Raw genomic sequence first — 19,048 nt, 5'->3', positions numbered from 1 at the left:
CGCCGGCAAGGCGGCCTGCTACAGAGTGCTCGGCGATCATCAAATATTCAGGCCATCCCATGAGCACCAAAGACCCCTGCATCAGCCTCTGCAAATTCGACGACGCCATCTGCCTCGGATGCGGGCGCAGCAAGCGCGAGATCAAATCGTGGAAAAAGATGGACAAGGACGAGAAACGCGCGGTTCTGGCCGAGTCGGCCATGCGTCTGGCAACGCTCAAGGCTGCCGGTCGGCGGAAAAAGAAGTGAGCCTCGGGATTTTGGCTAGTCTCTGATGCGCAACACGCGCCATGGGCGTATGATTCGCGACCTTTTGGCGATCCACACTCGCCACAGGTTTTTGATTTTCAGCCCTTGGCTCCCGTCCGGAGCCCAGGGCAACAGGCCGTGCCCACTCGCGCGCGGCCTGATTCGACACACCGGGAGGTGCCCAGATGAGTGAACAAGACAAGCAGGACCAAGAAATCGGCCCAGCAGGCGAAAAACTGCAAAAGGTGCTGGCGCGTATTGGCGTCGGCTCGCGCCGTGACGTCGAAGCCTGGATCGGCGAAGGCCGGATCAAGGTCAATGGCGTTCAGGCAAGCCTGGGTCAGCGCGTCGATCTGCACGATGCCATCACCGTTGATGGCCGCGTGATCCGTCGCGAAGAAGCGGCCGAAACGGTCCGCCGCGTGATCATGTACAACAAGCCGGACGGCGAAATCTGCACCCGTGACGACCCTGAAGGCCGTCCGACCGTGTTCGACCGCCTGCCGCGTCCCAAAGAAGGCCGCTGGATCAACATCGGTCGCCTGGACATCAACACCACCGGTCTGCTGATGTTCACCACCGACGGTGAGCTGGCCAACCGCCTGATGCATCCTTCCTTCGAGATGGACCGCGAGTACGCGGTACGTGTGCGTGGCGAAGTCGATGACGACATGCTGTTGCGTCTGAAGAACGGCGTGATCCTGGAAGACGGTCCTGCGCGTTTCACCGACATCCAGCAGGCGCCGGGCGGTGAAGGCTTCAACCATTGGTACCACTGCGTGGTCATGGAAGGTCGCAACCGCGAAGTGCGTCGTCTGTGGGAATCCCAGGGGCTGGTGGTCAGCCGTCTGAAGCGCGTGCGTTTCGGTCCGGTGTTCCTCAACTCCGACCTGCCGATGGGCCGCTGGCGCGAAATGAGCCAGCAGGAAGTCGACATTCTCAGTGCCGAAGTCGGCCTCAAGCCGGTTGCCATGCCGCAAATGAACGCCAAGACCAAGGACAAGCTGGAGCGTCTGCAGCGTCAGTCGTCGCGTCCATTGGGCAAAGGCGAGCGCGTGCGTCAGTTGCGCCCGGCCAAGGATGCCGTCGTTGCTGATCGTCCGGCCCGCGAACCGCGCCTGGCCGATGGCGAGCGCCCGGCGCGCAAGCCGGCTGAAAGCGGTCGTCCGGCGCGTACTCCGCGCCCGGCCATTGGTGGTCGTACTGACAGCAGCCGTGGCACGCCAGTGGCCGAGCGTCCGAGCGACATGAACAAGCGCCCGGCCAAGCCCAAGAGCACACGCCCGGGCATCAAGCTGGTCGATGACAAGAGCCCGTCGGGCAAGCGCCGTGGACCGCCAGCCGGTTCCGGTCAGCGTCCAGGTTTCGGTCGTCGCAAGCCTGAGTGACGATGGCTTGAAACACAAAAAACGCCAGTCCCTGTGACTGGCGTTTTTTTTTGCGCCTCCCACCGCGTTCGCCAGCAAGCCGGCTCCCGTCCCGAATGCGCACCGTCAGGCCTGCCACGCGCGATTTTGCGGTGTACAATACGCCGCGTTTTTTCTGTGAATCATCGGCGTATGGACGCCAGCAAAATTCGGGGTTTACCCACCCCGTTTCATTCCGCCGCGTCATGAGCGCGTCGGGTTCGATTCCGTCACAGACAAGAACAAAAAGGTGACTATGCAATGAGCGAACACATGTCCCATTCGGGTGACTTGAAACGTGGTCTCAAGAACCGTCATATCCAGCTGATCGCCCTGGGCGGCGCCATCGGCACAGGATTGTTCCTGGGTTCGGCGGGGGTTCTCAAATCGGCGGGTCCGTCGATGATTCTGGGCTATGCCCTGTGCGGCTTCATTGCCTTCATGATCATGCGCCAGCTCGGCGAGATGATCGTCGAAGAGCCGGTCGCGGGGTCTTTCAGCCATTTTGCACATAAATACTGGGGCGGTTTTGCCGGTTTTCTGTCCGGCTGGAACTGCTGGGTGCTGTACATCCTGGTGGGCATGTCCGAACTGACCGCGGTCGGCAAGTACGTGCAGTACTGGTGGCCGGAGATTCCTGCGTGGGCCTCGGCGGCCGTGTTCTTCGTGATGATCAATGTCATCAACCTGGCCAACGTCAAGGTGTTCGGCGAAGCGGAATTCTGGTTCGCGATCATCAAGGTTGTGGCCATTCTCGGCATGATTGCCCTGGGCAGCTACATGCTGGTCAGCGGCACTGGCGGGCCTGGAGCGTCGGTGAGCAATCTGTGGGAACACGGCGGCTTCTTCCCCAACGGGGTGAGCGGGCTGGTGATGGCGCTGGCGTTCATCATGTTCTCCTTCGGCGGCCTGGAGATGCTCGGTTTCACCGCAGCCGAAGCCGATCAGCCGAAAGTCATCATTCCCAAAGCCATCAACCAGGTGATCTACCGCATCCTGATTTTCTACATCGGCTCGCTGGTGGTGCTGCTCTCGCTCACCCCGTGGGATGCGCTGCTGGCTGACCTCAATGCGTCTGGCGATGCCTACAGCGGCAGCCCCTTTGTGCACGTGTTCTCGATGCTGGGCAGCAACACCGCAGCGCACATCCTGAACTTCGTGGTGTTGACGGCTGCCTTGTCGGTGTACAACAGCGGCACCTACTGCAACGCGCGCATGCTGTTCGGCATGGCCGAGCAGGGCGATGCACCCAAGTCGCTGGCGCGGGTCGATGGCCGTGGTGTACCGGTGCGGGCAATCCTGGTTTCGGCTGCGGTGACGCTGATTGCCGTGTTGCTCAACTACCTGATTCCGCAAAATGCGCTGGAGTTGCTGATGTCGCTGGTGGTCGCGACTCTGGTGATCAACTGGGCGATGATCAGCTACTCGCACCTCAAGTTTCGTCAGCACATGACCCGCAAGGATCAGCAGCCGTTGTTCAAGGCGCTGTGGTATCCGTACGGTAACTATCTGTGCCTGGCTTTCGTGGTGCTGATTCTGGCGATCATGCTGATGATCCCGGGCATCCGCGTATCGGTGTATGCCATTCCCGTGTGGCTGGTGGCGATGTGGCTGTTCTATCTGATCAAGAACAAACGTCATGCCGACCGCGTTTCCATGGCCCAGCGCACCTCGATCATCAAATAAGGGCCCGCCCGTGCTGATCATCTCCAACAACGTTCACTTGCCTGACAGCGAAGTCGAGCTCACCGCCATCCGTGCCCAGGGCGCGGGCGGCCAGAACGTCAACAAGGTGTCCAGCGCGGTGCATCTGCGTTTCGATATCAACGCCTCATCCTTGCCGCCGTTCTACAAGGAGCGGCTGCTGGCGCTGCGTGACAGTCGCATCACCGGTGACGGCGTGATCATCATCAAGGCACAGCAGTACCGCACTCAGGAGCAGAACCGCGCCGACGCCCTGGAGCGTTTGAGCGAGCTGATCGTCAGTGCCGGCAAGGTCGAGAAAAAGCGCCGCCCGACCAAGCCTACGCTGGGCTCCAAGACCCGCAGACTGGAATCCAAGTCCAAGCGCGGGTCGATCAAAGCGGGGCGGGGCAAGATCGATTTCTAGAGGTTTGGCTGTCCATCTGTAGCCGTCCGGGTTGCCGGCGGTGGCGCCTTTGAATTCGCTGCCGCCGGCAAGCCTGACTGCTAAGGGGGACTGCGTACCGGCTACAGGTCGGTCACTTTCTCGCGCATCACCTTGGCTTGCTTGTACAAATAGATGCTCAAGCCCAGGCCACCCAGCGACGCCAGTGCCGCGAACAGGAATATCGAAGCGAAGCCAAAACCTGCTGCCACCGCGCCCGCAACCGGCCCGGTGATCCCCAGCGACAGGTCGATGAACAGCGAGTAAGCCCCCACCGCAGCACCCCTGCTGGCGGCCGGTACCAGATTCACCGCCTCGACCCCCAGCGCCGGAAACACCAGCGAGAAGCCGAAACCGGTCAGCGCGGCGCCGGCCAACGCCAGATTCGGATTGGGCGCAAGCCACAGCAGCAGCAACCCGAGGGTCTCCACCGACAGGCAACCAATCGCCACCCGGAAGCCGCCGATGCGATTGATCATGTTGCCGAACAGCAATCGCGCACCGATGAAGCAGACGCCAAACAGGCTCAGGCACAGCACCGCGTTGGGCCAGGTGTGGCTGGCGTAGTACAGGGTAATGAAGGTGGCGATAGTGCCGAAACCGATCGAGCCCAGCGCCAGTCCGGTGCCATGGGGCAACACCCGACCCAGGACGTGCAGAAACGGCAGGCGCTCGCCATGGACGATCGGCGCCGGAGTTTTTTTCCATGCCAGGGAAATGCCCAGTGCCGCCAGCAGGATGATGCTCACACCCATGCTCCACAACCCCAATGCATTGACCAGCAACACCCCCAGCGGCGCACCGATGGCCAGCGCGCCGTAACTGGCGATGCCGTTCCAGGAAATCACCTTGGCCGTGTTCGCAGCCCCGACCCGGCCAATTCCCCAGCCAATGGAGCCCGAACCCACCAGGCTTTCCGCGCTGCCCAGCACCAGGCGACCGACGAACAGGGCGACCAGGCTGACCATCGGCCAGGCATCGAGCCATCCGGCCAGCAGCATGAACACGCCGCTCAACCCGCAGCCGAACAAACCAATGCTCACCGCCTTCTTGGGGCCACGGTTATCGATCAGGCGTCCAGCAAAGGGCCGGCTGAGCAAGGTCGCCAGGTACTGCACGCTGATCACCAGGCCTGCCGCCACCGCGCCGAAACCAAGGTCGGTATGCACATAGCTCGGCAGCACGGCCAAGGGAATGCCGATGTTCAGGTAGCCGATGAACGTGAACAGGACAATGGACACCACCTGCAGCGTGATAGCCATTGGTTTTTGGGCAGCGATAGGTTGTGTTGCGGCGCTCGAAGCGTCTGGCATGGGTTCGATCCACGATTACGACAGGGGAGGTGCAGCGGGGCAGAAACTGATTGAAGCGTAGACGCTTGAAGGCCAAGCGGTGCCACATGATAACCACGGGTGCCTGGTGATGGCAGCTGAAGGATCTTTCATGGCGGCAGAAGGTTGAATCGGCGTAGAACCGGGCGCGAATGTGCCGTTGTCGGCTTTTTGGTTATTCGGCGGCGGGCGCCACGAGCTGCGTCGTGACCAGTGCGGCGAGGGCGTTTTCCTGGGTGCCGAAGCGGGCCAGCAACGCTTGTTGTTTTTCCGGGCTCAGACGCGCCCAGATCTCGATCATTTTTTCGGCGGTGCCAATCAAGGCCTGGGCCTGGGTTTCGGTGAAGTCAGTCATGGTTCTGGTCTCGGAACATTCAGCCCTTATGGAAGTACGCCTTGCAGACGCTCTTGCATAGGGGCTGAAAAATCAACCTTCAGCGTTGGCCTTGGGCTTTCTTGCTATCACCCTCTTTCGCACCGGCTTTCATCTCGATCGGCTGACCGAGTTCCTGACGGGCTGCTGCGCTTTGCTGGTTTTGGCTTGGGAAGGGGAAGTTTGGGATTTCATGCATGTCGTCGCTCCTCACAAGGTGCTGGTTTAAACAGCGCGTCCAAAAAACGCTCAGGGAGGATACAGCACTGCAAATGACAAACAGACTTTAAATCATGGCCGTTGATCATGTAGTGGCGACTGGTTGCTACAACCAACCGCCTCAACGACGCCGAACCTGTAGGAGTGAGCTTGCTCGCGATAGCGGGATGCCATGCGACCCTGATAAGGCCACGTCCTCGCGAGCAAGCTCACTCCTACAGGGGTATCGGTGCGCTTCAGTCCTTGCACACCACCGCAAACGCCGCCGCCAGGGCATCCAGGCGCGTGGCGTCGATACCGGCGACGTTGGCGCGGCCGGCGGCGACCATGTAGACGCTGTGTTCCTTGCGCAGGCGGGCGACCTGGTCGTCGTTCATCCCGGTGTAGGAGAACATGCCGCGCTGCACGCCGATGTGGGCAAAACGTTCGCCCAGGCCCAGCGGAGTCAGCGCTTCGACCAGGCCCTGGCGCAGCTGCGCGATGCGGCTGCGCATTTCTTCGACTTCGTCGGCCCACAGCGCTTTGAGTTCCGGGTCGCCGAGGATTTCAGCCACCACGGCTGCGCCATGATCCGGTGGGTTGGACCACAGGTTGCGGGCCGTTGCCGACAGTTGGCTGCGGACATCCATCAGTTTTTCGCTGCTGTCGGCACACACCAGCAGGGCGCCGGTGCGTTCGCGGTACAGGCCGAAGTTTTTCGAGCAGGAACTGGTGATCAGCAGTTCCGGGAGTTCAGCGGCAAACAGGCGAACGGCCCAGGCGTCTTCTTCCAGGCCGTCACCGAAGCCCTGATAGGCGAAGTCGATCAGCGGCAGCAGGTTGCGACGTTTGACGATTGTCAGCACTTGCCGCCAGTCATCGTGACTGAGGTCGAAGCCGGTCGGGTTGTGGCAGCACGCATGCAGCAAGACCACGTCGCCTTCCGGCACGCTGTTCAGCGTCTCCAGCATGGCCGCGACGTTGAGCTTGTTGTCGCTGCCGACGTAGGGATAGTGACTGACCTTCAAGCCCGCGGCGGCATAGATGGTTTCGTGGATCGGCCAGGTCGGATCGCTCAGCCAGATGCCTTTGCCGGGCAGGCAGTTGGCGATGAAGTCGGCGCTCAGACGCAATGCGCCGGTGCCGCCCGGGGTCTGGGTGGCGCCCACGCGCTTGCTGGCAATCAGCGGCGAATCGGCGCCCATGACCAGTTCACAGATCAGCGTGCCGAAACGCGGTTCGCCATGGCCGCCGATATAGGTCTTGGTCGGCTGCGAATCCACCAGGCGCTGCTCGGCGATTTTGACCGCGCGCGGAATGGTGGTCAGGCCTTGCGCGTCCTTGTACACGCCCACGCCCAGATCGAACTTGTTCGGATTGGGGTCGTTGGCATAGGCCTGGATCAAGCCCAGGATCGGATCATCCGGTACGCGCTGAATCTGTGAAAAATGCATTTACTTACGGCCCTCGGCGCCTGTGGCCACCTCGTCGGTGCGGGCGGCCATGATGAAGTCGTTGCGGTGCAGCCCTTTGATCGAGTGGCTCCACCAGGTCACGGTCACTTCGCCCCATTCGGTCAGAAGACCCGGGTGATGACCTTCGGCCTCGGCAATTTCGCCGACCGCGTTGGTAAACGCCAGCGCAAATTTGAAATTCTTGAACACGAAGACTTTTTCCAGCTGCATCACGCCATCACGAACTTCGATATTCCAGTCCGGGATCTGCCTGAGCAGCTCCGGCAGTTCGGCGTCACTGACCTTGGGTGCGTCGGCGCGGCAGGCTTCGCAGCTGGCTTGGCTTAGGGATGTCATTACGCGGTTCCTTGTTCGGGCGGAAGTGTTCAGGCAGCGGTTGTGTTGGCTGGCTGCTTTTTAGGGGGAAAGCGTGGGGCGTGCAGGCCCAGTTCAGTGGCCGTTCGCACCATGGCTATGATGTCCTCCTGGGCCAGGTCGAACAGCCGCTTGAGGTCCGGCAATACAAAATACAGTGGCTGCAGGATGTCGATACGGTAGGGCGTGCGCATCACTTCGACCGGATCGAACGACTGATGCTCAGGGTCAGGCGAGAGGCTGTAAACGGTCTCCCGCGGTGAGGAGAGAATGCCGCCGCCGTAGATCCTGCGACCCTGCGCGGTGTCCACCAGACCGAACTCGATGGTCATCCAGTACAGACGGGCAAGATACACGCGCTGCTCTTTGCTGGCTGCCAGACCGAGCTTGCCGTAGGTGTGGGTAAATTCGGCAAACCAGGGGTTAGTGAGCAATGGGCAGTGTCCGAATACCTCGTGGAAAATGTCAGGCTCTTGCAGGTAATCCAGTTCTTTTTCAGTGCGAATGAACGTAGCCACGGGAAATCGTTTGCTGGCCAGCAGTTCGAAAAAAGTCTGAAAGGGAATCAGCGCCGGGACCCTGGCGACTTGCCAGCCAGTGGTGGCGTCCAGTACGCGGTTGATTTCACTCAACTGCGGGATGCGCTCATGGGGCAGGTTCAGTTGGTCGATACCGTCCAGGTATTCCTGGCATGCGCGGGCTTCGATGACTTTCAGCTGCCGAGTGATCAGGGTATTCCACACCGCATGTTCTGCATCGGGATACTCGATGAACCCGCTGGCGTCTGGCTCTCGGGCGACATACTGGGTACTCATGCTGCTCTCCTGAATGGCATTGTTCTTATATGGAGCGGTATTTGTCCGGGGTGATGCGTTGCAGGTTCGCGACCCGCCTTGGGGTATAGATAACCCGTTCCCAGGTGCTGGCGCAGAGCGCGGGTCTCAATCGACGCTGGAAAACGTTCGCTGGTTGTAAAGAAAACCTGACAGCGGTGGTTGCGTGCCGGCTAATCCGCATTTAACCGGGGATGAAAAGCGCGGCGCTGTAACGAATTGTTGACGATCAACTTCGCTTCGTTTTAAAAAGATCGTCACCTCTTCACGGTCCGCTCCCATGCGCATCAAAGTGCACTGTCAGAACCGCGTCGGCATCCTGCGCGACATCCTCCAATTGCTGGTCTCCTACGGGGTCAATGTCTCCGGCGGCGAAGTCGGCGGCGAACATGGCGATGCCATCTACCTGCGATGCCCGAATCTGATCAATCTGCAGTTCCAGGCGCTGGTTCCGAAATTCGAAACGATTCCCGGGGTGTTCGGCGTCAAGCGCGTGGGATTGATGCCCAGCGAGCGTCGGCACATGGAGCTCAATGCCTTGCTTGGCGCGCTGGAGTTTCCGGTGCTGTCGATCGACATGAGTGGCTCCATCGTCGCCGCCAACCGGGCAGCGGCGCAGTTGCTGGGCGTGCGCGTCGATGAAGTGCCGGGCATACCGTTGTCGCGTTATGCCGAGGACTTCGATCTGCCACAACTGGTGCGGGCCAACCGCTCGCGGATCAATGGCCTGCGGGTCAAGGTCAAAGGTGACATCTTCCTGGCCGACATCGCGCCGCTACAATCCCAGCACGAAGACAGCGAAGCCATGGCCGGCGCGGTGCTCACGCTGCATCGCGCAGACCGGGTCGGTGAGCACATCTACAACGTGCGCAAGCAGGAGTTGCGCGGTTTTGACAGCATCTTCCAGAGCTCGAAAGTGATGGCGGCGGTGGTGCGCGAGGCCAGGCGCATGGCGCCCCTGGATGCTCCCCTGTTGATAGAAGGCGAAACCGGCACCGGCAAGGAGTTACTGGCCAGGGCTTGTCATCTGGCCAGCCCGCGTGGGCAATCGCCGATGATGGCGCTCAATTGCGCAGGCTTGTCCGAGTCCATGGCTGAGACCGAGCTGTTCGGCTATGGCCCCGGTGCGTTTGAAGGGGCGCGGGCCGAAGGCAAGCTCGGGCTGTTGGAGCTGACCGCCGGCGGTACGCTGTTTCTTGATGGCGTCGCGGAAATGAGCGCGCGATTGCAGGCCAAGCTGCTGCGCTACTTGCAGGAAGGCTGCTTCAGGCGCGTAGGCAGTGATGAAGAGGTGTATCTGGATGTGCGGGTGATCTGTGCCACCCAGGTGGACCTTTCGGAACTGTGCGCACGCGGCGAGTTTCGTCAGGACCTGTATCACCGGCTCAACGTACTGTCGTTGCACATTGCGCCGCTGCGCGAATGCCTGGACGGTCTGGAGCCACTGACGCAGCATTTTCTCGACCAGGCCAGCCGCCAGATAGGCTGCGCCTTGCCGCGCATCGCTGCGCCCGCCCTGGAGCGTCTGCGCCAGTATCACTGGCCCGGTAACGTCCGGCAGTTGGAGAACGTGCTGTTTCAGGCGGTATCGTTGTGCGAGGGCGGGTTGGTCAAGGTCGAGCATATTCGTTTGCCCGATTACGGCGTGCGACAGCCGCTGGGGAACTTTTCGCTGGAGGGTGGGCTGGAAGATATTGTCGGGCGATTCGAAAAAGCCGTACTCGAACAACTTTACGTTGCGCATCCGAGCAGTCGACTATTGGCCAGGCGATTGGGAGTTTCGCATACCACGATTGCCAATAAGTTGAAGCAGTATGGTATGGGGAAATAACAACTGCAGGAGCGTGGCCTGCTCGCGATTGCGATATAGAGCGCGATAGTACTCTGGCTGAAATATCGCAATCGCGAGCAGGCGACACGCCTGGGTATACAACGAGACCCGGATCAATAATTAATCCTGGCATCGCGCGAAACTAACCTCATCGCAATCAACCGTTGCTGCAGCCGTTACCCATGACCATGTACTCCATCACGTGGCGCACGCCCTGGGAGTCTTCGTAGGTCATGTGCTGCGGGACCACGCTGCAGACGTTGGGCACTTCGTCGACCGAAATGACCTTGGCGATGTCCAGCGTGGTCGAATAGGTGTAATGCTCGATGCGTTGTTGTTGGCTGGCGACTTTGGCGCCTGATTCTTCTGCCATTGCCATGGCGCTGAAACCACAAAGAGCCATTACAACCAGTGCAGCTTTCATGACATGTTTCCTCTAGTTGCTTCTTCAACGCTGCAAAACAGGAATTCCGCTCGGCAGGGTGCACAAAACCCTTGTGGGACTTTGTGTGAAGCCAGTTAATTACCAGGTTGAGTTGCTTGATCGACAAGCCGGTGTGGGGGGCTGTTAGTTGTCAACCATTTGCCGTGTTGGCGGAACGAATTCTATGCCGCTGTTGCGGATTCATATAGAAACCATTTTGATAAAGACTATTGAGCAAACCGGTAACAATCGCCCAATAGTCATCGCGATCACTCCGGACTCTCGTTCTTTAGTCGTAGTTTCAACATGAAGATTTGCCTCATAGCGGGCGCTGGAGCGGGTTTGGGCGTTATGCTGAGGTCCGGTAAGACCATCGTCGAATGGCTTTCGCGGCCACCGGCGGATACAACAGGGTCATAAAACAACAACATTTCCACCGAGGTAAGAAAGATGAGTGCGGCTTCCCTGTACCCCGTCCGCCCTGAAGTGGCAGCAAATACGCTCACTGATGAGGCTACCTACAAGGCGATGTACCAGCAGTCGGTGGTCAACCCCGATGGCTTCTGGCGCGAGCAGGCCCAGCGCCTGGATTGGATCAAGCCTTTCACCACCGTCAAACAGACCTCCTTCGACGATCACCGTGTCGATATCAAGTGGTTCGCCGATGGCACTCTGAACGTTTCCTACAACTGCCTGGATCGCCATCTGGCAGAGCGTGGCGACAAGATCGCGATCATATGGGAAGGGGACGACCCCTCCGAAAGCCGCAACATCACCTACCGCGAACTGCATGAAGAAGTCTGCAAGTTCGCCAACGCCTTGCGCGGCCAGGATGTGCACCGTGGTGACGTGGTCACCATCTATATGCCGATGATCCCTGAAGCCGTGGTCGCCATGCTGGCCTGTGCGCGCATCGGTGCGATCCACTCGGTGGTATTTGGTGGTTTCTCCCCCGAAGCCCTGGCCGGTCGCATCATCGACTGCAAATCGAAAGTGGTCATCACCGCTGACGAAGGCCTGCGTGGCGGCAAGCGCACTGCGCTCAAGGCCAACGTTGACCGCGCCTTGGCCAACCCTGAAACCAGTAGCGTGCAGAAAGTCATCGTCTGCAAGCGCACCGGCGGCGACATCGAGTGGTATCGCCACCGCGACATCTGGTACCACTCCTTGCTGGAAGTGGCGTCGGACACCTGTGCGCCGAAGGAAATGGGCGCCGAAGAGTCGCTGTTTATCCTCTACACCTCAGGCTCCACCGGCAAGCCCAAGGGCGTGCTGCACACCACGGCGGGCTATTTGCTGTACGCCGCGCTGACCCATGAGCGTGTGTTCGACTACAAGCCGGACGAGGTCTACTGGTGCACCGCCGATGTCGGCTGGGTCACCGGGCACAGCTACATCGTCTACGGCCCGCTGGCCAATGGCGCCACCACACTGCTGTTCGAAGGTATCCCGAACTACCCGGACATCACCCGCATGTCGAAGATCATCGACAAGCACAAGGTCAACATCCTCTATACCGCCCCGACCGCCATCCGCGCGATGATGGCCGAGGGCACCAAGGCGGTTGAAGGCGCTGACGGTTCAAGCTTGCGTTTGCTGGGTTCGGTGGGTGAGCCGATCAACCCGGAAGCCTGGAACTGGTACTACAACACCGTCGGCAAGCAGAACTGCCCGATCGTCGACACCTGGTGGCAGACCGAAACCGGCGGCATCCTGATCAGCCCGTTGCCGGGTGCGACGGCGCTCAAGCCTGGCTCGGCGACGCGTCCGTTCTTTGGCGTGATTCCAGCCCTGGTGGATAACCTGGGCAACCTGATCGAAGGGGCCGCCGAAGGCAATCTGGTGATCCTCGATTCATGGCCAGGTCAGTCGCGCACTCTGTACGGCGACCACGACCGCTTCGTCGATACCTACTTCAAGACCTTCCGTGGCATGTACTTCACCGGTGACGGCGCGCGCCGCGACGAGGATGGTTACTACTGGATCACCGGTCGCGTCGACGACGTGCTCAATGTCTCCGGCCACCGCATGGGGACAGCCGAGATCGAGAGCGCGATGGTTGCCCACCCGAAAGTCGCCGAAGCGGCTGTGGTGGGCGTGCCTCACGATCTCAAGGGGCAGGGCATTTATGTCTACGTCACCTTGAACGGCGGCGAAGTGCCGGACGAAGCGCTGCGCATCGAGTTGCGCAACTGGGTGCGCAAGGAAATTGGCCCGATTGCCTCGCCTGACGTGATTCAGTGGGCCCCGGGCCTGCCCAAGACCCGTTCGGGCAAGATCATGCGGCGCATCCTGCGCAAGATTGCCACCGGCGAGTACGATGCGCTGGGTGATATCTCGACCTTGGCCGACCCAGCCGTGGTGGCGCATCTGGTAGAGACCCACAAGACCATGAACGTCGCCTGACGTTCAGGGATCTGAAACGCCCCGTCCGGTGAAAGCCGGGCGGGGCGTTTTTGTTTGGGCAGTGAAGCAAGCCCCTCTCTGCGAGCTGGCGTTGATTCTATAGGCGCTGTCGGAGGTTACGACGGTGGCGAAAGCGGTGTGTCAGCAGGATTGCAATCGCCATTGTCGCAACCTCCCGCAGCTCCTACATTGACCGCGGCGTTGTCAAATTCGGGATATATCGATTTGTTACCGGGAGTCACCACCCTGTAACCTTGCGCACCGATGTGGGGCGTTTCATCCCGAATCCTGTGCATTTCATCGGTCCGGATAACCCCGTAGCTACGCTGGACTTGCCGGATTAGAAGGCTTTGCCAATAATGGGCGCGTTATTTGCTTCGTTGATAGGTTTGCTTTCAACGTCCCTTGCATAAAGCTTTGGACCTGTCAATCAGGGTGATCGACTTTCTCGGTGCTTCTGTAACTAGTTGTCGCATTGAAGAAATATCGACTTTCAGCCTGCCGCTAAAATGCCGATCACTCGCCGAAGGCCTTTCGAGCCCTGAGACTCGATGGCACCTCGCGTCGCAATTTCAGAAATTCCTTCTGCCCGTTGAGCGTTTAGCTCACTGCCATTTGTCGCGTTATACCGATGGAGTTCCAAGAATGAAAAAGCTCATGCTGCTGGGCGCGCTGGCGCTGTCCGTATTGGTACAGCCAGCCTTCGCCGACGAAAAACCCCTGAAGATCGGTATCGAAGCGGCGTACCCTCCATTCGCCTCGAAAGCGCCTGACGGCAGCATCGTCGGCTTTGACTACGACATCGGCAACGCCCTGTGCGAAGAGATGAAGGTCAAGTGCGTCTGGGTCGAGCAGGAATTCGACGGCCTGATCCCGGCCTTGAAAGTGCGCAAGATCGACGCGATCCTGTCCTCGATGTCCATCACCGAAGACCGCAAGAAGTCCGTCGATTTCAGCAACAAGTACTACAACACCCCGGCCCGTCTGGTCATGAAGCAGGGCACCGCCATCAGCGATGGCCTTAGCGAACTCAAGGGCAAGAACATTGGCGTGCAGCGTGGCTCGATCCACGAGCGCTTCGCCAAGGAAGTCCTGGCGCCACTGGGTGCTGAAATCAAGCCGTACAGCTCGCAGAACGAGGTCTACCTGGACATCGGCGCCGGTCGTCTGGACGGTACCGTGGCAGACGCCACCCTGCTGCAGGATGGCTTCCTCAATACCGATCAGGGCAAGGGCTACGCGTTTGTCGGTCCGGCCTTCACCGACGTCAACTACTTCGGCGACGGCGTAGGCATCGCGGTGCGCAAGGGCGACAAGGCTGATCTGGACAAGATCAACGCCGCCATCGCTGCCATCCGCGCCAACGGCAAGTACAAAGCCATTCAAGACAAATACTTCAACTTCGATATCTACGGTCAGTAAGTCGGTTTGAAGTCGCCAATGGCGCAAGCAGCTGGTTTTCGCACCGTCTGATTGCGCCATTTTTCTATCCCGCGCTCGAGGGCCAAACAACATGTTGAAAGGCTACGGAGCCGTCATCCTCGACGGTGCATGGCTGACCCTGCAGCTCGCTTTGTGCTCCATGGCACTGGCCATCGTGCTCGGTCTGATCGGCGTGTCGCTGCGTCTGTCGCCGGTGCGCTGGCTGGCCTGGCTGGGCGACCTGTACTCCACCGTCATCCGCGGCATTCCCGACCTGGTGCTGATCCTGCTGATCTTCTACGGCGGCCAGGACCTGCTCAACCGTGTTGCGCCATTGCTCGGTTATGACGATTACATCGATCTGAACCCGCTGATGGCCGGTATCGGCACGCTGGGTTTCATCTTTGGTGCCTACCTCTCGGAAACCTTTCGTGGCGCCTTCATGGCGATTCCCAAAGGTCAGGCCGAAGCGGGCATGGCCTACGGAATGAGCGGCCCGCGGGTGTTTTTCCGCATCCTGGTGCCGCAGATGATTCGCCTGGCGATTCCGGGATTCACCAACAACTGGCTGGTATTGACCAAGGCCACCGCGCTGATTTCCGTGGTCGGTCTGCAAGACATGATGTTCAAGGCCAAGCAGGCGGCCGATGCCACCCGCGAACCCTTCACCTTCTTCCTCGCAGTCGCGGCCATGTACCTGGTGATCACCAGTGTCTCGCTGCTGGTACTGCGCTATATCGAGAAACGTTACTCGGCCGGCGTAAGGGTGGCAGACCTATGATCTTCGATTACAACGTCGTCTGGGAAAACCTGCCGCTGTACTTCGGCGGGCTGTTGATCACCCTCAAACTGCTCGCGCTGTCGCTGTTCTTCGGCCTGCTCGCGGCCTTGCCGCTGGGCCTGATGCGCGTGTCCAGGGTCGCCTGGGTCAACCTGCTGGCCTGGAGCTATACCTACGTGATTCGTGGCACGCCAATGCTGGTGCAGCTGTTCCTGATCTACTACGGTCTGGCGCAATTCCCGGCGGTCCGCGAGAGCTTCCTCTGGCCGTGGCTGTCCAGCGCAACGTTCTGCGCCTGCCTGGCGTTCGCCATCAACACCAGTGCCTACACCGCCGAGATCATCGCCGGTAGCCTCAAGTCGACACCGCCGGGCGAGATCGAAGCGGCGCGGGCGATGGGCATGTCCAAGGCCAAGATGTACCGGCGCATCCTGCTGCCGTCGGCATTGCGCCGGGCGCTGCCGCAGTACAGCAACGAGGTGATCATGATGCTGCAGACCACCAGTCTGGCGTCCATCGTCACCCTGATCGACATCACCGGCGCGGCACGCACTGTCAACGCGCAGTTCTACCTGCCGTTCGAGGCCTACATCACCGCTGGCGTGTTCTACCTGTGCCTGACTTTCATTCTGGTGAAACTGTTCAAGCTGGCCGAGCGCCGCTGGCTCGGTTACCTCGCACCGAGGAAGCACTGATATGCAACGCATCGATCACACGCTGCCCTGGAGCACCCTGGGCACCGAGCGCACGCTGAGCGTTTTTCGCTTCGGTCAGGGCGAGCGCAAGGCCTATATCCAGGCCAGCCTGCATGCCGACGAGCTGCCGGGCATGCGCACCGCCTGGGAGCTGAAAAACCGTCTCGCGCAACTGGAACAGCAGGGTCTGCTCAACGGCGTCATCGAACTGGTGCCTGTGGCCAACCCCATCGGTCTGGGCCAGCTGCTGCAAGGCAATCATCAGGGACGGTTCGAGTACGCCAGCGGCAAGAACTTCAACCGGGACTTCACCGAATTGAGCGAGCCGGTTGCGCAGCTCCTGGCGGGCAAGCTGGGCGATGACCCGCATGCGAACGTCAAGCTGATCCGTCAGGCCATGGTCGACGTCATCGACCAGCTGCCGCCAGCGGCCAGTGAGCTGGCGGGCATGCAGCGGGTACTGCTCAGCCATGCCTGTAATGCCGACATCGTCCTGGATCTGCACTGCGACACCGACGCATCGCTGCACATGTACGCGCTGCCGCAGCACTGGCCGCAATGGCGCTCATTGTCGGCGCATCTGGGCGTCAGCGTCGGGCTGCTGGCCGAAGATTCGGGCGGCAGCTCATTCGATGAAGCCTGCTCGCTGCCCTGGGTGCGGCTGGCCAAACAGTTTCCCGATGCGCAGATCCCGTTGGCTTGCCTGTCCACCACCCTGGAGTTGGGCGGTCAGGCCAACACCGGCAAGACCGAAGCGCAGGCTTACGCCGAGGGCATCCTGGCGTTTCTTGCCGAGCACGGCCTGATCGGCGGTCAATGGCCGCAACCGGCGTTCCAGGCATGCGAAGGCATGCCGTTCGACGGCACCGAAATGATCTACGCACCGCACGCCGGCGTGCTGACTTTCCTGCGGGCGGCGGGCAGTTGGGTCGAGGCAGGCGAGCCGCTGTTCGAGGTCGTCGATCCGTTGAGCGATCGGGCGACCACGGTCTGCGCCGGTACCGCCGGGGTGTTGTTCGCCATCGAAAAACTGCGTTACGCCCAGCCGGGCTACTGGATGGCCAAAGTGGCGGGTCGCACCCCGTTGCGCTCAGGCCGCCTGCTCAGTGACTGATTACTTGTGAGAACCGACATCATGAACAAACTGGAAGTCCAGGACCTGCACAAGTGCTACGGCAGTCACGAAGTGCTCAAGGGTGTTTCGCTGACCGCCAAGGCTGGCGATGTGATCAGCATCATCGGCTCCAGCGGCTCGGGCAAGAGTACCTTTCTGCGCTGCATCAACCTGCTGGAACAACCGAAATCAGGCCGCATTCTGCTCAACAATGAAGAGCTCAAGCTGATCTCGAACAAGGATGGCGGCCTGAAGGCAGCCGATCCCAAACAGCTGCAGCGCATGCGCTCGCGCCTGTCCATGGTGTTTCAGCACTTCAATCTGTGGTCTCACATGACGGCCCTGGAAAACATCATCGAGGCGCCGGTTCATGTGTTGGGCGTGTCGAAGAAGCAAGCGCTGGAAAAGGCCGAGCATTACCTGAACAAGGTCGGCGTTGCCCATCGCAAGGACGCCTACCCGGGCCACATGTCCGGCGGCGAGCAGCAGCGCGTGGCAATTGCTCGCGCCCTGGCGATGGAGCCTGAGGTCATGCTGTTCGACGAGCCGACCTCGGCGCTGGACCCGGAGCTGGTCGGTGATGTGTTGAAGGTCATGCAGGCGCTGGCGCAGGAAGGTCGCACCATGGTTGTGGTGACCCATGAAATGGGCTTTGCCCGCGAAGTCTCGAACCAGCTGATTTTCCTGCACAAGGGCCTGGTCGAAGAGCGCGGCGACCCGCGCGAAGTGCTGGTCAACCCGAAATCGGAACGTCTGCAGCAGTTTCTTTCGGGCAGCTTGAAGTAGCAATTGGCGCCGCCTTGAGCGGTGCGTTTTGTGTCAGAACAGTTCATGCTGCGCGTCACCCGAACCCGCCATGAACTGAACACAAGCGCTTTTCTTCGCACGCCTGGCGTGTGACCCATAACAGCGACACGTTTCGGATTGCACGCCATGACTGCCCATCGAATCGGATTCCTTATCTGGCCCGGCACCAAAGCCTTGACCCTGGCGCTGGCCGAGGAAGCCCTGCGTGTTGCTCAGCGCGTTCATCCTGACGTCGTTTACGAACTCTCGTTTCTGCAGGCCGAGCCGGTTGTCGACGGTGCTGGCTGGCAGCTGCCCGGCGAGCCCTGGAACGGTCGTCTTGAAGCGTTCCAGAAGCTGTTTCTGCTGGCCGACGAGCCGCCGGCGCCCATGGCGTCTGCGTTGGCCGGTGCGCTCAAGCAACTGGTTCGTGCCGGCTGCGTGATCGGCGGCCTGTCGGCCGGGGTGTATCCGCTGGCGCAACTGGGCTTGCTCGACGGCTACCGTGCTGCGGTGCACTGGCGTTGGCAGGACGATTTCGCCGAGCGCTTTCCCAAGGTCATCGCCACCAGTCATTTGTTCGACTGGGATCGCGATCGCCTGACCGCCTGTGGCGGGATGTCGGTGCTCGACCTGCTGCTGGCGGTGCTGGCGCGTGATCATGGCGCCGAGCTTGCCGGCGCGGTATCCGAAGAACTGGTGGTCGAGCGCATTCGTGAAGGCGGCGAGCGCCAGCGCATTCCGCTGCAGAACCGCCTGGGTTCCAGTCATCCGAAGCTGACTCAGGCAGTCTTGCTGATGGAGGCCAACATCGAGGAGCCGCTGACCACCGATGAAATCGCTCAACACGTGTGCGTGTCCCGCCGTCAGCTGGAGCGTATTTTCAAGCAATACCTCAATCGTGTGCCGAGCCAGTATTACCTGGAGCTGCGCCTGAACAAGGCTCGGCAGATGCTGATGCAGACCAGCAAGTCGATCATCCAGATCGGCCTGTCCTGCGGTTTCTCCTCGGGCCCGCATTTTTCCAGCGCCTACCGCAATTTCTTCGGCGCCACCCCTCGCGAAGACCGCAACCAGCGCCGCAGCAGCAGCCCGTTCGAGCTGTCCTCGGTGCCTGCCGAGCGCGGGTGAGCTGTTCTTGCTTCTGCCGAAGGCGTAGGAGCGAGGCTTGCCCGCGATCTGGGGCGCAGCGCCAGTAAAACCATCCACCGTGCTGTGTCAGGCAAGCTGCATTCACAGGGTT

19 protein-coding genes are annotated in these 19,048 nt (G+C 60.5%); 12 read left to right on the top strand and 7 right to left on the bottom strand.

Features of this window, described 5'->3' with window-relative positions; translation table 11 throughout:
- The first annotated feature begins 59 nt into the window (after positions 1–59).
- The 4 genes from ACI2KS_RS01325 to arfB all read left to right on the top strand — a co-directional run bounded on the left by ACI2KS_RS01325 (position 60) and on the right by arfB (position 3,764).
- Positions 60–248, top strand: coding sequence for a DUF1289 domain-containing protein (locus tag ACI2KS_RS01325; RefSeq protein WP_404616594.1), 189 nt, complete (start codon positions 60–62; stop codon positions 246–248).
- Positions 249–433: 185 nt separating this feature from the next.
- Positions 434–1,636, top strand: a complete 1,203-nt coding sequence (rluB, locus tag ACI2KS_RS01320; RefSeq protein WP_404616593.1) for a 23S rRNA pseudouridine(2605) synthase RluB — start codon at positions 434–436, stop codon at positions 1,634–1,636.
- 279 nt (positions 1,637–1,915) lie between these two features.
- Positions 1,916–3,340 (top strand): amino acid permease, encoded by a 1,425-nt coding sequence (locus ACI2KS_RS01315; protein ID WP_404616592.1) that lies wholly within the window; start codon positions 1,916–1,918, stop codon positions 3,338–3,340.
- Positions 3,341–3,350: 10 nt separating this feature from the next.
- On the top strand, positions 3,351–3,764 hold the full coding sequence (gene arfB / locus ACI2KS_RS01310; protein ID WP_404616591.1) for an alternative ribosome rescue aminoacyl-tRNA hydrolase ArfB: 414 nt from the start codon (positions 3,351–3,353) through the stop codon (positions 3,762–3,764).
- Between the two features lie 101 nt (positions 3,765–3,865).
- Here the strand turns inward: arfB and ACI2KS_RS01305 are convergent, their stop codons facing one another.
- From ACI2KS_RS01305 to phhA, 6 genes are all read right to left on the bottom strand, one after another.
- Positions 3,866–5,095 (bottom strand): MFS transporter, encoded by a 1,230-nt coding sequence (locus ACI2KS_RS01305; RefSeq protein ID WP_404616590.1) that lies wholly within the window; start codon positions 5,093–5,095, stop codon positions 3,866–3,868.
- Between the two features lie 193 nt (positions 5,096–5,288).
- A complete protein-coding gene (locus tag ACI2KS_RS01300; RefSeq protein WP_081569130.1) occupies positions 5,289–5,468 on the bottom strand; it encodes a hypothetical protein in 180 nt (59 codons plus the stop codon).
- Between the two features lie 79 nt (positions 5,469–5,547).
- Entirely contained in the window at positions 5,548–5,685 is a 138-nt protein-coding gene (locus tag ACI2KS_RS01295) for a hypothetical protein (RefSeq protein WP_404616589.1), read from the bottom strand.
- 256 nt (positions 5,686–5,941) lie between these two features.
- On the bottom strand, positions 5,942–7,138 hold the full coding sequence (locus ACI2KS_RS01290) for an amino acid aminotransferase (RefSeq protein ID WP_404616588.1): 1,197 nt from the start codon (positions 7,136–7,138) through the stop codon (positions 5,942–5,944).
- Positions 7,139–7,495 (bottom strand): 4a-hydroxytetrahydrobiopterin dehydratase, encoded by a 357-nt coding sequence (locus ACI2KS_RS01285; RefSeq protein ID WP_404616587.1) that lies wholly within the window; start codon positions 7,493–7,495, stop codon positions 7,139–7,141.
- A gap of 29 nt (positions 7,496–7,524) precedes the next feature.
- Complete coding sequence (phhA, locus tag ACI2KS_RS01280; RefSeq protein ID WP_404617231.1) at positions 7,525–8,415, bottom strand: phenylalanine 4-monooxygenase; 891 nt, start codon at positions 8,413–8,415, stop codon at positions 7,525–7,527.
- Between the two features lie 211 nt (positions 8,416–8,626).
- On the opposite strand from phhA, the gene ACI2KS_RS01275 reads away from it, so the two are divergent.
- Positions 8,627–10,177: a sigma-54-dependent transcriptional regulator gene (locus ACI2KS_RS01275; protein WP_404616586.1), complete on the top strand. Its 1,551-nt coding sequence runs from the start codon at positions 8,627–8,629 to the stop codon at positions 10,175–10,177.
- Between the two features lie 157 nt (positions 10,178–10,334).
- On the opposite strand, the gene ACI2KS_RS01270 is transcribed toward ACI2KS_RS01275, so the two are convergent.
- Positions 10,335–10,601, bottom strand: coding sequence for a DUF2790 domain-containing protein (locus ACI2KS_RS01270; protein ID WP_404616585.1), 267 nt, complete (start codon positions 10,599–10,601; stop codon positions 10,335–10,337).
- A 450-nt stretch (positions 10,602–11,051) separates the two neighbouring features.
- Here ACI2KS_RS01270 and acs point away from each other — a divergent pair, with 450 nt between their 5' ends.
- The 7 genes from acs to argR all read left to right on the top strand — a co-directional run bounded on the left by acs (position 11,052) and on the right by argR (position 18,936).
- A complete protein-coding gene (acs, locus tag ACI2KS_RS01265) occupies positions 11,052–13,007 on the top strand; it encodes an acetate--CoA ligase (RefSeq protein WP_404616584.1) in 1,956 nt (651 codons plus the stop codon).
- Between the two features lie 645 nt (positions 13,008–13,652).
- The gene (locus tag ACI2KS_RS01260; RefSeq protein WP_404616583.1) at positions 13,653–14,429 is read left to right on the top strand and encodes an ABC transporter substrate-binding protein; all 777 of its coding nucleotides are present in this window, start codon (positions 13,653–13,655) and stop codon (positions 14,427–14,429) included.
- Positions 14,430–14,520: 91 nt separating this feature from the next.
- The gene (locus ACI2KS_RS01255) at positions 14,521–15,210 is read left to right on the top strand and encodes an ABC transporter permease (protein ID WP_404616582.1); all 690 of its coding nucleotides are present in this window, start codon (positions 14,521–14,523) and stop codon (positions 15,208–15,210) included.
- On the top strand, positions 15,207–15,905 hold the full coding sequence (locus ACI2KS_RS01250) for an ABC transporter permease (protein WP_404616581.1): 699 nt from the start codon (positions 15,207–15,209) through the stop codon (positions 15,903–15,905). The genes ACI2KS_RS01255 and ACI2KS_RS01250 overlap by 4 nt, the downstream gene beginning before the upstream one ends.
- Before the next feature lies 1 nt (position 15,906).
- Complete coding sequence (locus tag ACI2KS_RS01245) at positions 15,907–17,019, top strand: succinylglutamate desuccinylase/aspartoacylase family protein (protein WP_404616580.1); 1,113 nt, start codon at positions 15,907–15,909, stop codon at positions 17,017–17,019.
- Positions 17,020–17,040: 21 nt separating this feature from the next.
- Complete coding sequence (locus tag ACI2KS_RS01240; RefSeq protein ID WP_404616579.1) at positions 17,041–17,805, top strand: ABC transporter ATP-binding protein; 765 nt, start codon at positions 17,041–17,043, stop codon at positions 17,803–17,805.
- Positions 17,806–17,952: 147 nt separating this feature from the next.
- Complete coding sequence (gene argR, locus ACI2KS_RS01235) at positions 17,953–18,936, top strand: transcriptional regulator ArgR (RefSeq protein ID WP_404616578.1); 984 nt, start codon at positions 17,953–17,955, stop codon at positions 18,934–18,936.
- Positions 18,937–19,048 lie beyond the last annotated feature (112 nt).

Origin of the sequence: Pseudomonas sp. NPDC087358, from assembly GCF_044900785.1 — a bacterium.
Taxonomy (GTDB): domain Bacteria; phylum Pseudomonadota; class Gammaproteobacteria; order Pseudomonadales; family Pseudomonadaceae; genus Aquipseudomonas.
The sequence above is the reverse complement of the archived record's forward strand: the minus strand, read 5'-3'. Positions and strand labels throughout refer to the sequence as shown.

Excerpts from the sequence above, each read along its gene's own strand:
- ACI2KS_RS01245 (WP_404616580.1), top strand. The coding sequence starts at position 15,907 with ATGCAACGCATCGATCACACGCTGCCCTGGAGCACCCTGGGCACCGAG.
- ACI2KS_RS01250 (WP_404616581.1), top strand. The coding sequence starts at position 15,207 with ATGATCTTCGATTACAACGTCGTCTGGGAAAACCTGCCGCTGTACTTC.
- argR (WP_404616578.1), top strand. The coding sequence starts at position 17,953 with ATGACTGCCCATCGAATCGGATTCCTTATCTGGCCCGGCACCAAAGCC.
- ACI2KS_RS01305 (WP_404616590.1), bottom strand. The coding sequence starts at position 5,095 with ATGCCAGACGCTTCGAGCGCCGCAACACAACCTATCGCTGCCCAAAAA.
- ACI2KS_RS01300 (WP_081569130.1), bottom strand. The coding sequence starts at position 5,468 with ATGACTGACTTCACCGAAACCCAGGCCCAGGCCTTGATTGGCACCGCC.
- ACI2KS_RS01315 (WP_404616592.1), top strand. The coding sequence starts at position 1,916 with ATGAGCGAACACATGTCCCATTCGGGTGACTTGAAACGTGGTCTCAAG.
- ACI2KS_RS01255 (WP_404616582.1), top strand. The coding sequence starts at position 14,521 with ATGTTGAAAGGCTACGGAGCCGTCATCCTCGACGGTGCATGGCTGACC.
- ACI2KS_RS01260 (WP_404616583.1), top strand. The coding sequence starts at position 13,653 with ATGAAAAAGCTCATGCTGCTGGGCGCGCTGGCGCTGTCCGTATTGGTA.
- ACI2KS_RS01295 (WP_404616589.1), bottom strand. The coding sequence starts at position 5,685 with ATGCATGAAATCCCAAACTTCCCCTTCCCAAGCCAAAACCAGCAAAGC.
- ACI2KS_RS01325 (WP_404616594.1), top strand. The coding sequence starts at position 60 with ATGAGCACCAAAGACCCCTGCATCAGCCTCTGCAAATTCGACGACGCC.
- ACI2KS_RS01285 (WP_404616587.1), bottom strand. The coding sequence starts at position 7,495 with ATGACATCCCTAAGCCAAGCCAGCTGCGAAGCCTGCCGCGCCGACGCA.
- rluB (WP_404616593.1), top strand. The coding sequence starts at position 434 with ATGAGTGAACAAGACAAGCAGGACCAAGAAATCGGCCCAGCAGGCGAA.
- ACI2KS_RS01290 (WP_404616588.1), bottom strand. The coding sequence starts at position 7,138 with ATGCATTTTTCACAGATTCAGCGCGTACCGGATGATCCGATCCTGGGC.
- ACI2KS_RS01270 (WP_404616585.1), bottom strand. The coding sequence starts at position 10,601 with ATGAAAGCTGCACTGGTTGTAATGGCTCTTTGTGGTTTCAGCGCCATG.
- ACI2KS_RS01240 (WP_404616579.1), top strand. The coding sequence starts at position 17,041 with ATGAACAAACTGGAAGTCCAGGACCTGCACAAGTGCTACGGCAGTCAC.
- ACI2KS_RS01275 (WP_404616586.1), top strand. The coding sequence starts at position 8,627 with ATGCGCATCAAAGTGCACTGTCAGAACCGCGTCGGCATCCTGCGCGAC.
- acs (WP_404616584.1), top strand. The coding sequence starts at position 11,052 with ATGAGTGCGGCTTCCCTGTACCCCGTCCGCCCTGAAGTGGCAGCAAAT.